Source organism: Candidatus Neomarinimicrobiota bacterium, assembly GCA_022573815.1.
In the GTDB taxonomy this organism is placed as follows: domain Bacteria; phylum Fidelibacterota; class SORT01; order SORT01; family SORT01; genus JACZTG01.
The window spans coordinates 21,020-34,909 of sequence record JACZTG010000014.1; the positions used below are offsets into that span (position 1 = coordinate 21,020).

13 protein-coding genes are annotated in these 13,890 nt (G+C 47.9%); 2 read left to right on the forward strand and 11 right to left on the reverse strand.

The features are described 5' to 3' along the window. Window positions 1-140: 140 nt before the first annotated feature. From IIB39_07070 to IIB39_07100, 7 genes are all read right to left on the reverse strand, one after another. Window positions 141-1,523, reverse strand: coding sequence for a sodium:solute symporter (locus tag IIB39_07070; GenBank protein MCH8928458.1), 1,383 nt, complete (start codon window positions 1,521-1,523; stop codon window positions 141-143). Window positions 1,524-1,559: 36 nt separating this feature from the next. Further along, window positions 1,560-2,720 (reverse strand): hypothetical protein, encoded by a 1,161-nt coding sequence (locus tag IIB39_07075; protein MCH8928459.1) that lies wholly within the window; start codon window positions 2,718-2,720, stop codon window positions 1,560-1,562. Window positions 2,721-2,766: 46 nt separating this feature from the next. After that, window positions 2,767-3,135, reverse strand: coding sequence for a hypothetical protein (locus IIB39_07080; protein MCH8928460.1), 369 nt, complete (start codon window positions 3,133-3,135; stop codon window positions 2,767-2,769). Between the two features lies 1 nt (window position 3,136). After that, complete coding sequence (locus IIB39_07085) at window positions 3,137-4,387, reverse strand: aminopeptidase P family protein (protein MCH8928461.1); 1,251 nt, start codon at window positions 4,385-4,387, stop codon at window positions 3,137-3,139. A 2-nt stretch (window positions 4,388-4,389) separates the two neighbouring features. Then, the gene (locus tag IIB39_07090) at window positions 4,390-5,106 is read right to left on the reverse strand and encodes a VRR-NUC domain-containing protein (GenBank protein MCH8928462.1); all 717 of its coding nucleotides are present in this window, start codon (window positions 5,104-5,106) and stop codon (window positions 4,390-4,392) included. Window positions 5,107-5,108: 2 nt separating this feature from the next. After that, entirely contained in the window at window positions 5,109-6,041 is a 933-nt protein-coding gene (locus tag IIB39_07095; GenBank protein ID MCH8928463.1) for a DUF72 domain-containing protein, read from the reverse strand. A gap of 713 nt (window positions 6,042-6,754) precedes the next feature. Then, window positions 6,755-7,558 (reverse strand): cyclase family protein, encoded by an 804-nt coding sequence (locus IIB39_07100; GenBank protein MCH8928464.1) that lies wholly within the window; start codon window positions 7,556-7,558, stop codon window positions 6,755-6,757. Window positions 7,559-7,863: 305 nt separating this feature from the next. Between IIB39_07100 and IIB39_07105 the strand changes: the two genes are divergently transcribed. Next, window positions 7,864-8,715: an oxidoreductase gene (locus IIB39_07105; protein MCH8928465.1), complete on the forward strand. Its 852-nt coding sequence runs from the start codon at window positions 7,864-7,866 to the stop codon at window positions 8,713-8,715. Window positions 8,716-8,754: 39 nt separating this feature from the next. Then, window positions 8,755-9,189: a CBS domain-containing protein gene (locus tag IIB39_07110; GenBank protein ID MCH8928466.1), complete on the forward strand. Its 435-nt coding sequence runs from the start codon at window positions 8,755-8,757 to the stop codon at window positions 9,187-9,189. Window positions 9,190-9,489: 300 nt separating this feature from the next. On the opposite strand, the gene sucD is transcribed toward IIB39_07110, so the two are convergent. From sucD to IIB39_07130, 4 genes are read right to left on the reverse strand one after another with little or no spacing between them, the layout of a single operon-like run. Beyond that, on the reverse strand, window positions 9,490-10,359 hold the full coding sequence (gene sucD, locus IIB39_07115; GenBank protein MCH8928467.1) for a succinate--CoA ligase subunit alpha: 870 nt from the start codon (window positions 10,357-10,359) through the stop codon (window positions 9,490-9,492). 1 nt (window position 10,360) lies between these two features. After that, window positions 10,361-11,530, reverse strand: coding sequence for an ADP-forming succinate--CoA ligase subunit beta (sucC, locus tag IIB39_07120; protein ID MCH8928468.1), 1,170 nt, complete (start codon window positions 11,528-11,530; stop codon window positions 10,361-10,363). Then, a complete protein-coding gene (arcC, locus tag IIB39_07125) occupies window positions 11,527-12,480 on the reverse strand; it encodes a carbamate kinase (GenBank protein ID MCH8928469.1) in 954 nt (317 codons plus the stop codon). The genes sucC and arcC overlap by 4 nt, the downstream gene beginning before the upstream one ends. Then, window positions 12,477-13,790 (reverse strand): GTPase, encoded by a 1,314-nt coding sequence (locus IIB39_07130; protein ID MCH8928470.1) that lies wholly within the window; start codon window positions 13,788-13,790, stop codon window positions 12,477-12,479. Before IIB39_07130 ends, arcC begins: the two co-directional genes overlap by 4 nt. Between the last annotated feature and the right edge of the window lie 100 nt (window positions 13,791-13,890).

A 13,890-nucleotide genomic window follows, 5' to 3' on the forward strand; every position in this document is an offset into this window, starting at 1 on the left:
TTTCTTTCCAAGCGTAAAAGCAAGTCCTCGAGATTCCCCCTCCTCACAAATGTGCTTTAGGCATCAGGATTGTAATACATAAAAGAACGTATGTCAATAGCTAATGCACTGAAATATTGAAAATCTTTGCAATCTATCAATTATATTGCCGCAGCGATGATAAAAAATAATGTGGTGGCTGCCGCGGCGACCAATGCATAAGGCAATTGTGTCTTTACATGCTCAATATGGTCTGTCATCGAGACAAGGCTTGAAATGATTGTGGTGTCAGAAATCGGAGAGCAGTGGTCGCCGAACACTCCTCCTCCGAGAACAGCCGCAAGCGAAAGAGGGAGCGCGCCGCCTACGCTGCTCACCAGTGGAACAGCGATAGGAATCATAATGGCGAATGTGCCCCATGAGGTTCCTGTGGAAAAAGAAATTGCCGCAGAGACCAAAAACAGCAGAGCCGGAATGAGTATCGGATTCAGCCAGGGGCCAATTACTCCGGCGACGTATACTCCCGTTCCCATCTTGACGGTCAGGTCGCCGATTGCAAATGCCAACATCATTAATATTGCCATTGGCAGAAGCGCCCGCGCACCAGTCACAAAATTCCTGCTTAGCCCCTCGAGATTCATCACACCCTGAACTTTATATAATCCCGCTGCGACAAAGATCGCGGTCATAACTGCCAGAAGAACAGAAGCGGAACCTTCTCCATTCATAATATTGCCGTCGCCGGTGATGTACAATCCTACCGGCATCATCCCCACCATCACCCCAATTGGAAGAAGCATATTGACAGCCCGCGGGTTTTTCATTTCATCGCTTGATTCTTTTGGCGCTTCCGCGACAGGATTGATAGAGTTTTTAGCTCTCTCCTCAGCGGCTTTCATCGGACCGATTTCTTTCTGCGACATTACTGTAACCACAACCAACAGCAGCGCGATTATTGCATAAAAATTCAGAGGGATACTCTTGACGAAAACTGAGACGGGATGCTCTATCCCCTGCTCAACCAACAGACCTATTACAAACGCGCCCCATGCGTTTAAAGGTATCATCACGCAGACAGGAGCCGATGTGCTGTCAACGATGTACGCCAGCTTCTCCCGGGAAATTTTATAGCGGTCGAATATCGGTCTGCAAACGGTGCCTGTTACAAGAATTGTAATGTTCGTTTCCACAAATATCACCACGCCTAAAGCCCAGGCGAGAAGACCTGCCGAACGCCGCGACTTGATAAGATTCTTACTTTCTATCCAATTGATAAACCCGGTCACTCCGCCCGATGCCTGAGTATAGGTTATAAGGACTCCCATAAGGACACTGAAAATTATCACGCTGCTGTTGGAGTGGCTCTCAAACACCAAAAGCAATCCCTCAAGCGAATCTCCGAATCCCACAAACGGATTCCATCCCGCGAGAATAGTGTAACCGGCGAAGATGCCGAAAAATAGCGAGAGATACACCTGCCTTGTCCAGACAGCCAGAAATATGGCCACTAACGGCGGAACGAGTGATGAAAAGTTGGGTTCCATCAATAAAACAACCTCAAATTAATAGTAAAAAAATATTCAGCGTTGATCGTCAGTTTTGCTGTAGGCGTTCTTCAAATATTTTTTCGACAAACTTACCGCTGATGTAAAATTGTCGAGCTTCACCGCTTTTTTATACTGCTTAACCGCCTTCTTCCGTGCACCGAGTTGATCGTAGGTCATTCCGGCTCGGAGGTATATATACGCCAGCCCGAACTTGAATTCAAGTGTATATGTCTTCGCTAATCCCGTGAAAATTATTATCGCTTCCTCTAAATTCCCTTCCCTTCTCAACTTTTCACCTTTCAGATATGCAACACGATTTTCAATTTCTTCGAGATACTTTTGCGGCATTCCGTCGGATAAGGGAAGCATCATATCAATATGCTCATCGGCTTCATCAAGCATTCCGTTCATAAGAAGGATGTCCGCCAATTTGCCGCGGAAATACGGATTCTTGTCAAATTCATTCACCAATCCGCGCGCGAACCCGAGCGCCTTTTCGTAATCCTCCTCAATATAGGCGTAGGCGAACATCAGAAAACTCCGCGCTTCTATTGCGGCGTACATTCCTTTTTCGGCAACGTAATTCAAATCGTTTAACGCATCTTCTCTGCTCGAGCTCAAGCCCGCCATATATGCGATGCTCCTGACAAAACTCCCGGAGATCGCGATAAAATAATGGAACACGCCCACTCCAATCAGCGGATCGATCATTGTCGGGTTCACTTCCATTGCGTCATTGATGATGGAAAATCCCGCTTGAGCGTCATAGAACGTATCTAACAGGTTATTCTTCGACAATGCCACACGCGCTTTCAGTCCCCTTGAGGCTCCGAGATAAACCATAGTGAGAGCATCGTCAGGATGCTTCTTTAGCCGCGCCTCCGCAATCTCAATGACGTTATCAAGCCCGTCAAGCATCCTGCTCCAAATCTCTTTATCCTCTTCCACCATTCGGAGCGTGAACCACTCAAGCACTACCAGATAGAAATATCCCGACGGATGCTCGGGATTAAGCAATGTGAACTCCTCAAACGATTTCTTCGATTCGTCAAACTGAAAATTATACATCTGACGAACTCCGCGCATTGCGATAAATTCGTCCACCGGTTTATATCGTAATATTTGCTCTTCGCTTTGTGCAAATATGGACGATTGAAGCAGAAGCAGATAGGATATGACTGTGAATATTTTCAAAACGTCTGAAATATATTATGAAGGTTTAAATTTGGCAAGGATGGAATCAACGGTGTTTTTCTTCTCTGACGAAACGGACGCCCACTTCCTCTTCGCTGAAGCTAATTGTATCCGTTTCTATTAAGCCGGCCTCCAAAGCTCCCGCAAGCAATTCAGCGTTATTCGCATGCGATACTGCCCAGATAACGCCGTCAGGTTTAATCCCCTGCTGAATCCGCTTGAAGAGCTGTCCCGTATCCTGCCCTTCTCCTATGCGGACGATTATCATCTCTACCCTGTCGCCCAACACCCTTTTTTGCAGTGCCACATCTTCCGGCGCCTCAATGCTCAATCGGCGGAATATCGTATTGCCGTCGTCCAATACGACAACGCTGTCGCCCGGTTTTATCCCCAGACTTTCAGTGAACCCGGACAAATCAGATTTCCGTCATTGATTTAGTTTGCGGAGTCAGCAGCTCCGCGCCGTTTTCTGTGATATGCATTATATCCTCGATTCGCACGCCCAGCTCACCCTGAATATATATCCCCGGCTCGTTGCTGAACGTCATCCCCTGCTGCAAACGGAGTCTGTTTCCTTTGACGAGATAGGGGAACTCGTGACCGTCCATTCCGATGCCATGCCCCACCCGGTGAGTGAAGACGCTATATCCTTTTCCGAATCCCGATTTTTCGATCACCTTGCGAGCAGCTTTATCCACATCTTCCGCCTTCACTCCGGGAGCCGCTTTTTCCAATGCGGCTGATTGCGCGTTTTTAACTGCGTTCCAGGCATCCAGCTGCCTCTTGGAAGGCTCGCCGAAAATGACAGTCCGCGTCATATCCGACTGATAGCCGTTAAAGGAAGTTCCCGTGTCCACAAGTACCATCTGACCCGGAAACAACAGCTCCCTTTTGTCCGTTCCGTGAGGAAAAGCGGCGTTGGCTCCGAACAGGACAATAGCCCATTCCCGAAGTCCGCGCTCGGCGTATTCCGATGATAAAACAGTGGCGAGTTCGCGCTGAGACATCCCATCTTTCATCTGACTGAACGTAGATTGAAGTATATTATGTGTTACATTATTGATATACCGTAACAGCTCTATCTCATGAGCTGTTTTGATGCCTCTACAACCGTTCACAACAGGGTTTGCGGAAACGAATTCAACGTCTTTTGCCGCTTCTTTAAGTCCTTCGGAAACGAAATACCGGATAGTCTCCTCCAAGCCGATTCGTCCCTTATTTATCTTCAAATCCTTGAAGATTCCCGCCAATAATTTGAACGGAGATTCCTCTTCTTCCCAAATATAAATATTAGCCCCCGAGCCGATAGTCGCCTCCGCTCTGTCCGCTTCAAACCCCGGACTGACCCACATCGTATTCCCTTCTCTCGGAATCACGCAGGCGAAAGTCCGCTCCGAACGCCGCCATTTTACGCCTGTGAAATATTCCATTGATGAGCCGCCCGTGAGGAGAATTGCGTCCATATTGTTTTTCAACATCAGCGCTTTAGCCCGTTCTTCCCGCTCCCTCCTGTCTTTATCATTTATCGGTTGCGGAGCGTCCGAAAGCATTGCCGAAGATTTAGACGAGGAAACCGCATTGTTGGAATTGCTGAATATCCCTAATCCGGAAGCTGCCAGCATCAGCCCGCCTGTTTTCAAAAAGTCTCTTCTCAAAGGTGGAGTCATCTTCAATCCTCTCTTTTTTTGCTGAGTCTGTTAAAAGTTTCTTCCAGTCGTTCGGTGGTGTATAGTTTATGAATGCGGGACTCGAATTCCAATGCCGAATTAATGTCGTAGCCGTCAAAATTCGTCAGCGACCGCTTGGCGTAAGCGAATGCGTTACGCATTTCAGGATTGTCAGCGCTGCTGATATAATCCCACATCTCTTTCTCGAACTCTCCGATAATATAGTCATCCTTCGTGACCTGAACGCCGACATAATCGGGTTTCACCCGCACGATAAAAACGTTCAGACCCGTACTAATCATACCTTTCAGCCATGCCAACTGCTGTGTTGACAGGGAATCGGACACTTTTACTTCCGCGAAGTAAACCTCGCCATCTTTGGAAAGCAGCAAATCGGGTGCGCCTTTTCTGTCGGTAGATTTTATCAGGCTTTTTAATGCGTCTGTCGCTCCGCTGTCCAACGACCGCAAAACAGTGATAAGTTGATTCGACGAAGATTTCCGGTTCGTGCCTATCCCGCGAAACGCTTCCTTCCAAATTCGATAGGTTGTACGGATTCCGCTGAAATTCCCGTTCGCGACATAATAAGCCAAAACGGCGTCCTCCACATCAGGATAAAACTGAGTTCCTGCCCACCATTCAGACCAGCCTTTCTCAGGGTTTACTTTTCGCTCCAACCCGATCTTTCGGACTTCAATATCATCCGGGATCTTCGCCATCGTTAACCGATGTCGCTGCGAATCATAGCATCAATTGCCTCGATAGTTCCAGGAGCGTTCCCCTCGGCGCGGTTGTTCACGATGGCATACGCTTTCTTCTTAAGATTTATCGCCTCGCGTGCCAGGTCTGCCACGTCCCGCCGCATCTTCTCCATCGGCTGTTTCACCTCATTATAAGGAAAGAATTTGTCCACCGCCTGTTTATATGCCGTTCCTAAAGGCGTGAGAATTCGCGCCACCAGATGCCCAGCGTCCGTGATAGACCCGGATATAGCGTGCTGCTCCCCGATAGACGGCATATGAGTCCAATGGTTGAAAACGTGCGATACCTTATGCTTGGAGAGCATTGCGAAATATTCGGGCGTGAGAAAGTCTCTGTTCCGCACTTCTATCGAATACATAAAATCAGTGGGCAATTTCCCCAAGAAAGCATCTAATTTTTCTGTGAACGCCTCTCTCAGTCGTACAGCAGGATTATCCTCAGCATTCTTCGGTTTGGGCGGATATTGAGTCTGAAACTGAAATATGAACGGTCCCGTGTGACCGCTGAACGACCGGGCGAACGGAGGAAGCACGCCGTCTATAAAAAGCTCCGCATTCAGAAAATCGGGGTTCTTCTCTCCCGCTAATTTCCCGTACCGCTTGTTCTTTCCATACCTCGGAATGGTTATCCGCTCCCAGACTTTGCTGCAGCATTCGAACCCGTCAGGCAGCTGCGACGCGTACCGCTTCAGCGTTTCGTCACTCGCCGGCCCGTAAAAAGTGTGGTCGATCCCCACAGTTCCGAACAGCGGATACTCGGCGTACTCCTCCAAACAGGTCTGCTTGAAGTTCGATTTTGTGTACACACGGTTGTATATAGTCCCTTTCCATCCCTCGTAAGTCCATGTGGATGTCCCGAAACGGATATACTTATTGTAATCGGCAAGGCTCATATTCAGATTGAATATAAGTATCTGATAGTCTAATTATTAGGAGGAATTTTCTTCAGTGCCGAATTTATATTGTTTATCATCTTGCCTTTAGTGTTTGTATTTATTTTGACAGCATCTCCGTTCTTTTGATACTCTTTTAAGGAATCAGAAAATGCTATCAATGTAGGCTCTTTAGTTTTGAGAGAATTGAGGTCGGTTGGATCGCTAAAGTGTGCTTCGCAAATTTGGCAAAAAAGATCGATAACTTTATTGGATGAACTTCTAATATAGTCCATAAGGGCCATAATAGTGATAGAACTGAAGATAATTAATATGGCTATTTTTCTTAATTAATTCTTGCTTTATTGCCACATTTCTTAGCAGGCTGCCACCGCTTTTCAGCGTAACAGGCAAGCCCCAACCAGCACTCAAGCTCAAATTCACGTATTAAAGATGCACGGGTTTATCCGTCGGCTGACGGACTGACCGCTATCGAAATATGCTAACCCCCCCGCTTGCTTCGGGACTTCGCCTTTATCCCCTCCTTGAAAAGGAGGGGGAAATCTCCTCCCTCGAGGGAGATGAGTTTATCCCGATCTATCGGGAGTGGGTGTGATTCTGAAAATAACTCAAATACTTCAGTTATCATTCGATTACACCCCCCGCCTGACATAAGTCGGGCAGGCTCCCCACTACGTGGTACTCCCCTCAAGGGAAGAGGCGTAATGTACTAATCAGGATTTATCCTGAACAAATGCTACTATCCTGAGCGGACCGCCGCTGCCTCCCATTATTTTCATCGGTAGGGCTATCACGAAAGAGCCGGTGGCAGGTAAAATGTGAATGTTGGATACGTTTTCGAACACAGGAATATTTTCACTAAATAGAATTTGGTGGCTCTCAAATAATACTGATTGACCGTAATCTATGCTGGGAGTATCAAGCCCGATGGCTTTGATCTTCCTCTCTTCCACAAGCCATTTCGCCGCTTGCGGATGCAGACCCGGAAAATGTAATTCCGAAACTGCCCCGGCTCCCCGTTCGGCGGTTCCCATATACTTCTCTCTGTCAGACCAGAACGCCGCATAACCGGTATTCAGCAGTACGATGACTCCGTCAGGAATAATGCCGTATTGGGCCTCCCAACCGATAAAATCAGCCACAACTATTTGATAATCCCTGTTTTTCATCGTCTTGTCAGAAACGTCAACTACCACCGCAGCGGCTATCAGATTACTCAGCGGAATCATATCCACACTCTGTTTCCCTTCGGCAAAATGAACAGGCGCATCTATGTGCGTGCCGCCGTGTTCAGCCGCGCTGAAGTTATTCGCGGAATAGTAAAAACCTTTTTCCGTAAATCCCTTAAAAACTTCCTCCAACTTGAACGAATCTGCCGTGGGCCAATAAGCGGTTTCCGAAGAAAAGTCATGGGTAAGGTCAATCCATCTGCCTGATGAGAAAAGAGCGCGCTCCGAACAGCTCCCGAAAATAGTTGTAAAACCAATAATCATAAGTATCGTAATTAATTGTTTCATAATGTAATCCCTCCAATTATATCCTCCCGAAGATAATCAGAAACTAATTTTTAATCACACAAAATCTTGATATTACAGATATAATTCATATATTTAGATGTTTCTAAACAGGTAATCTTATAATTTGAAATTTTGGGCCGTGAGGTATGGTGAGGTAACTGACAAACCGTGGAGGCCGATATGAAACGCCTTACATTTCTTATAGTTTTAGCCGAAAATGACACCCTTATCACAACCCAAACGCCGGAAACTCTTTGAACCCGAAGCCGCGTTTATATTATTAGAAGTTTGGAGGAGATTAGCAAATGATTCAAGAAATGGAGGTAATCGTATCAGACGTTGTTCGGGAGACAGAAGACAGTACGACACTTTTCCTGTTCACAGGACAAGAATCACCCGAATATCAAGCGGGACAATTTCTTACCGTGGACCCTCATCAATTTCCCGCCCTCGAAAGGTGGTGCAGCTATCTGGAACTCCTTAAAGGGAAAAAAGAGCCGCCGAGAGCGTATTCAATGTCCAGCGCTCCCAATGAAAAGTATGTTTCGTTTACCGTGAAAGAGGACGTCTATTATCCGGGAGAAACAAAATATCCTCCTCTCCTCTCTCCGCTTCTCACGTTCCGTACTCCCGTAGGTACGAAGATGAAAATAAAAGGATATACAGGCTCTTACATTGTGGACGAAGCGGTACAAAACGGCTGTGACCATATTCTGCACCTGTGCGCCGGAAGCGGGATAGTACCAAACTATTCCATCATCAAAGACGAACTGAATAACGGCTCCGATAAAAAACATACCCTGATATTTACCAATAAAACCTGGAATGACATTATTTTCAGAGACAGCTTAAATGAGCTGGCAGCCGATTATCCTGATAAATTTAAGATCATACACACTATCACAAGAGAAGAAAACAGCAAACTCGAATCAAGGGGCGTCCATTTCGGAAGACCTGATATCGATTTGATAAAAAGTCAGATAGACGACATTGATTCCACGGTGGCTTTTGTCTGTGGTCCGGCAATTACAGGAATAGAGAAGAAAAAAGCGAAAGAAGCCGGAGTTGAACCCACGCCGCGGTTTGTCAATACGATGCTTGAGTATGTTGAAAAGATTGGTATTCCCTCCGACCGGGTTAAAAAAGAGAGCTGGTAATACCAAATGGAGATAGTCAATTAAAATAGGAGTCAGATGATGAAAATTGTCAAAGAACTCTTAAAGAACAAAGGGAGCGAGGTCTGGAACGTTTCGCCCGATACACACGTATTTGAAGCTCTTGAATATATGGCTGAAAAGAATGTGGGGGCTTTGCCTGTGATCGAATCAGAAAAAATAGTGGGGATGTTTTCGGAGAGGGACTACGCCCGAAAAGTTATCCTGAAAGGGAAAGCATCAAAAAATACGCTTATTAAAGAAATTATGAGTACCACGATTCATCATGTAAGCCCGGAACAGACCATAGTAGAGTGTATGGCATTGATGACGGAAAAGCGAATCCGCCACCTGCCTGTATTTGAGAGTGATGAATTGGTGGGCCTGATTTCTATCGGGGATGTGGTCAAGGCGATAATCTCCGAGCAGGATTTCATAATGGGTCAACTCGAGAACTATATCACGGGCAGTCGGTAGAACCACCACTTTTATCCCCTCCTTGAAAAGGAGGGGGAAATCTCCTCCCTCGAGGGAGGTGGCACGAAGTGACGGTGGGTGTGATTCTGAAAATAACTCAAATACTTCCGTTACCGAACGGTCACACCCCTCGTCCGGCTTCGCCGGACACTCCCCTCAAGGGGAGAGGCGTAATGTGCGAGTTAGGGCCGCCGCTTACAGCGGGATTCACTTGCCCTGACCGCCATCGGAAAAAGCCAACCACCCCCCGACTTCGCCTTTATCCCCTCCTTTGAAAGGAGGGGAAATCTACAACCCATTCTAACCAAGCGCTTTAACGGTAGTCTCTCCGATTTCAGCGGGGCTTTCGCAGACATGGATGCCTGCATTCCGCAGCGCTTCCATCTTCTCAACAGCGGTGCCTTTTCCGCCGGCGATGATAGCGCCGGCATGACCCATCCGTTTGCCGGGAGGAGCCGTCCGACCCGCTATAAATCCTATGACGGGTTTGGACATATTCTCTTTTACATATTCAGCGGCTTCTTCCTCCGCCGTTCCGCCAATCTCGCCGATCATCACTACAGCGTTTGTTTCTTCATCCGCCTCAAATAGAATTAGCAGGTCTTTGAAAGATGAGCCGATTATCGGATCGCCGCCGATGCCGATACAGGTTGACTGACCCAGACCTAATTTCGTCAGCTGGTCAACCGCTTCGTAAGTGAGCGTTCCGCTTCGGCTGATGACGCCGACTTTTCCTTCGGTGGCGATGAAGCCCGGCATAATACCGATCTTCGCTTCGCCCGGAGTAATCAAGCCGGGGCAGTTTGGTCCTACAAGGCGTGAATTCCGGTTTTTCAGATATTCATGGACATTTATCATATCAAGCGTGGGGATTCCCTCGGTGATGCAGATGATGAGCTCCACTCCAGCGGCGGCAGCTTCCATTATGGCGTCGGCAGCGAACGGCGGCGGCACGAAAATGACCGATGCGTTCGCTTCCTTTTCCTTCACAGCGTCCGCAACCGTATCAAAGACTGCGATACCGTCGAGATTCTCTCCACCTTTGCCGGGCGTGACTCCCGCGACTACATTCGTTCCGTATTCCACCATCTGACGAGTATGAAATGAACCCTCTCCGCCCGTTATGCCCTGCACGATCAACCGCGTATTTCTGTCCGCTAAGATGCTCATCTCAACCTCCTGCCTTGGCGAGTTCAGCGGCTTTTCGAGCGCCTTCGAGAAAACTTTTTGCCACATTGATCTCAACATCGGACTCTCTCAAGATTTTGGAGCCTTTTTCGGCGTTGGTGCCTTCCAACCGCACAATAAGCGGGACGTTTATCTTAACGTTCTTCGCCGCTTCCACCACACCGTTTGCCACAATATCGCACCGGACAATTCCACCGAAAATATTTATGAGGACGGCTTTTATCGCCGGGTCGCCCATAAGAATCTTGAAACCGTTCTGCACTGTTTCCACGCTTGCCGCGCCGCCGACGTCAAGGAAATTCGCAGGCGCCGCACCCGAAAGTTTAATTATGTCCATCGTAGCCATAGCGAGTCCGGCGCCATTCACCATACAGCCGATATTCCCGTCGAGTTTGATGTAATTCAAACCGTATTTGGACGCCTGAACTTCAAACGGGTCTTCCTCGGTCTCGTCTCTAAGTTCGGTAATTTCTTTATTCCTATATAGAGCGTTATCATCGAAGTTCATCTTGGCGTCGAGAGCGATGACCTTGTCGTCTTCAGTGATGACCAGCGGGTTTATCTCCAAAAGTGACGCATCCTTCGCGATGTAAGCGGTCAGCAGCTTTCCGAAGAATTTAGTCGCTTCCTTAAATGCGTTTCCTTTCAATCCGAGTCCGAACGCAAGTTTGCGGAGCTGGAACGGCTGAACACCAACGGCGGGGTCTATCCGTTCTTTCAAGATGGCATCGGGATTTTCCGCAGCCACTTTTTCAATTTCAACGCCGCCCTCTTTGCTCGCCATCAGCGTCAACTGACTCGCGGCTCTGTCGAGGACGATTCCGAAATAGAGTTCCCGGGCGATCTTCACTCCCTCTTCTATAAGGACGATATTTACCTGTTTCCCTTCCGGTCCCGTCTGATGCGTCACAAGATTCATCCCGAGAATTTCCGCGGCGAATGATTCCGCTTCAGCGGCATTGGAAGCGAGTTTAACTCCGCCGCCTTTTCCCCTTCCGCCGGCGTGGATCTGCGCCTTAACAACAACAGTGCCTCCCCCCAATTCTTCCGCTATCTTCCTTGCTTCTTCCGGGGTTTCCGCTACTCCGCTCCGAGGCACAGGTACCCCGAAATCTTTCAATATTGCCTTTGCCTGATATTCATGAATTTTCATAATGTCAGTGTCGTCCCGCTTTTGCCCTCAAGGGCGTTTACGATTTCATCCACGGAACAGATAATCGCCTTATCTCCTCCGTTCTCACAAAAATTTATTGCTGCCTGAATCTTCGGCCCCATTGAGCCTGCCGGGAAATGACCTACTTCCAAGAACCTGTGAGCATCGTTTACCTTCAGCTCCTTCAGCAGCTCCTGGCCTTGCGTGTTAAAATTCAGATATGCTCCGTCAACGGCAGTCGCCAAAATGAGATGAGACGCTCCCACTACTTCTCCTAAAAGGGCTGATGCCAGGTCTTTATCAATCACCGCGTCAACGCCGTCAATTATTCCATTTTTGTCTTTGCAGACGGGAATTCCTCCGCCGCCGGCGGCTATTACCACGCTGCCGTTCTCCACAAGCAGCTTGAGAACATCTGCCTCTAATAGTTCCAACGGAACCGGAGAAGCAACCACTCGTCTGTATTTTCCGTGCGAATTTTTCTTCAGTTTCCAGCCTCTTTCGTGCTGAAGTTTCACAGCCTCCCATTCAGCGTATTCAGGACCGATAGGTTTAGAAGGATTATCAAACGCCTTGTCATTCGGGTCAACGAGCAATTGAGAAAGCAGAGTCACTACCGGTCGCTTGATCTTTGCGGTATGGAGCACGTTCATAAGAGTCTGCTGAATCATATATCCCATCGTGCCTTCAGTTTCCGCCACGCAAACTCCTAACGGATTTACAGGAACAACATCGCTCGCCATCTCCGCCCGAAGGAGCGCGTCACCAACCTGCGGCCCGTTCCCATGCGTAATGATAACATCATATCCAATCTTCAGGATTTTCGCTATGCTCAACAGGGACTTGCGAACGTTGGCGAATTGCTCGGCTACGGTTCCCCGCTGACCGGTGGAAACAATGGCATTCCCTCCGAAAGCGATAACGATGCGCTTGGAATCACTCCTGCTCATATATCGCTCAGCACTTCCTCGATGTTAGGCGAGCCTTTCACAGCCAGATCATAAGTCACAACAGCGGTTGGTTTTTCGATGCTGATAAGTTTTGTAAGGTTGATTGGCGTGGCTATGATCACCGCATCACAATCGGTGCTGTTAATAGTCTCCTCCAAGTCTTTCATCTGGCCGTTCCCGTATCCCATAGCGGGCAGGAGCGTCCCGATGTCGGGATATTTCTCGAACGTTTCTTTTATAGTTCCGACAGCAAACGGCCGCGGGTCTATCAGTTCAGCTGCGCCTGCTTCTTTTGCCGCCACGACTCCCGCCCCGTATTTCATTCCGCCGTGCGTCAAAGTTGGGCCGTCCTCCACTACGAGGACTCGTTTACCGCTGATGAGTTCCGGCTTATCAACTGTTACAGGTGAATCCGCTTCAATAATCGTCACATTCGGATTCAAAGATTTCACATTTTTGATAACAGTCTCCACATCCGCGCGTTCGGCTGTGTTGACCTTATTGATTATGACAACGTCCGCTAATCTAACGCAGGTTGAGCCGGGATAGTAAGTAAGTTCGTGTCCTGCGCGATGCGGGTCGGCAACGGTAAATAATATGTCCGGTTTGAAAAACGGCAGATCGTTATTTCCGCCGTCCCATAATATAACATCTGCTTCCTCTTCGGCTTTCCTGAGAATCGCTTCATAATCAACGCCCGCAAACACCACGTCGCCCCGGGCGATGTGCGGTTCATATTCTTCCCGTTCTTCAATGGTCACGTCGTGTTTCTCAAGGTCATCGTATTCCGCAAAACGCTGAACTCGCTGAGCCACAAGGTCTCCGTAAGGCATCGGATGCCTGACGATAGCTATTTTCTTACCCATTTCCTTGAGAATTTCAGCGACTCTCCGGGTGGTCTGACTCTTACCCGAGCCGGTGCGAACGGCGCAAACCGCAACGACAGGTTTGGTGGATTTCAGCATTGTCTGCTCGGCTCCCATTACTCCGAACTGCGCTCCCGCCGCCATAACTTCGGATGCTTTTTCCATTACATACTGATTTGATACATCACTATATGCGAAAATCACCTGATGAATATTCTCTTTTTTTATCAGCTCAATCAGTTCTGATTCTTCATAGATAGGTATTCCGTCGGGATAAAGTTCTCCCGCGAGTTCCTTCGGGTAAACCCTGCCGTCTATATTCGGTATCTGCGTTGCCGTGAATGCGATAACCTCGTAACTGTCGTTATCCCGGAAGACGGTATTAAAATTATGAAAATCACGCCCCGCAGCCCCCATTATAACAGTTCTTATTCTTTCCGCCATCTATCAAACTCCAATCTTTTTTATCAATCTTGGATCAATAACATTTTTGATCATCTATAAATAAACAACAGTGCGGCGACCCATTAAACTAATTGAGATT

What these genes read in the sequence shown, in the direction of transcription:
- IIB39_07130 (MCH8928470.1), bottom strand. Translation starts at nt 13,790, where the DNA reads ATGGCGGAAAGAATAAGAACTGTTATAATGGGGGCTGCGGGGCGTGAT.
- IIB39_07105 (MCH8928465.1), top strand. Translation starts at nt 7,864, where the DNA reads ATGATTCAAGAAATGGAGGTAATCGTATCAGACGTTGTTCGGGAGACA.
- IIB39_07110 (MCH8928466.1), top strand. Translation starts at nt 8,755, where the DNA reads ATGAAAATTGTCAAAGAACTCTTAAAGAACAAAGGGAGCGAGGTCTGG.
- IIB39_07095 (MCH8928463.1), bottom strand. Translation starts at nt 6,041, where the DNA reads ATGAGCCTTGCCGATTACAATAAGTATATCCGTTTCGGGACATCCACA.
- sucC (MCH8928468.1), bottom strand. Translation starts at nt 11,530, where the DNA reads ATGAAAATTCATGAATATCAGGCAAAGGCAATATTGAAAGATTTCGGG.
- IIB39_07085 (MCH8928461.1), bottom strand. Translation starts at nt 4,387, where the DNA reads ATGACTCCACCTTTGAGAAGAGACTTTTTGAAAACAGGCGGGCTGATG.
- sucD (MCH8928467.1), bottom strand. Translation starts at nt 10,359, where the DNA reads ATGAGCATCTTAGCGGACAGAAATACGCGGTTGATCGTGCAGGGCATA.
- IIB39_07100 (MCH8928464.1), bottom strand. Translation starts at nt 7,558, where the DNA reads ATGAAACAATTAATTACGATACTTATGATTATTGGTTTTACAACTATT.
- IIB39_07070 (MCH8928458.1), bottom strand. Translation starts at nt 1,523, where the DNA reads ATGGAACCCAACTTTTCATCACTCGTTCCGCCGTTAGTGGCCATATTT.
- arcC (MCH8928469.1), bottom strand. Translation starts at nt 12,480, where the DNA reads ATGAGCAGGAGTGATTCCAAGCGCATCGTTATCGCTTTCGGAGGGAAT.
- IIB39_07090 (MCH8928462.1), bottom strand. Translation starts at nt 5,106, where the DNA reads ATGGCGAAGATCCCGGATGATATTGAAGTCCGAAAGATCGGGTTGGAG.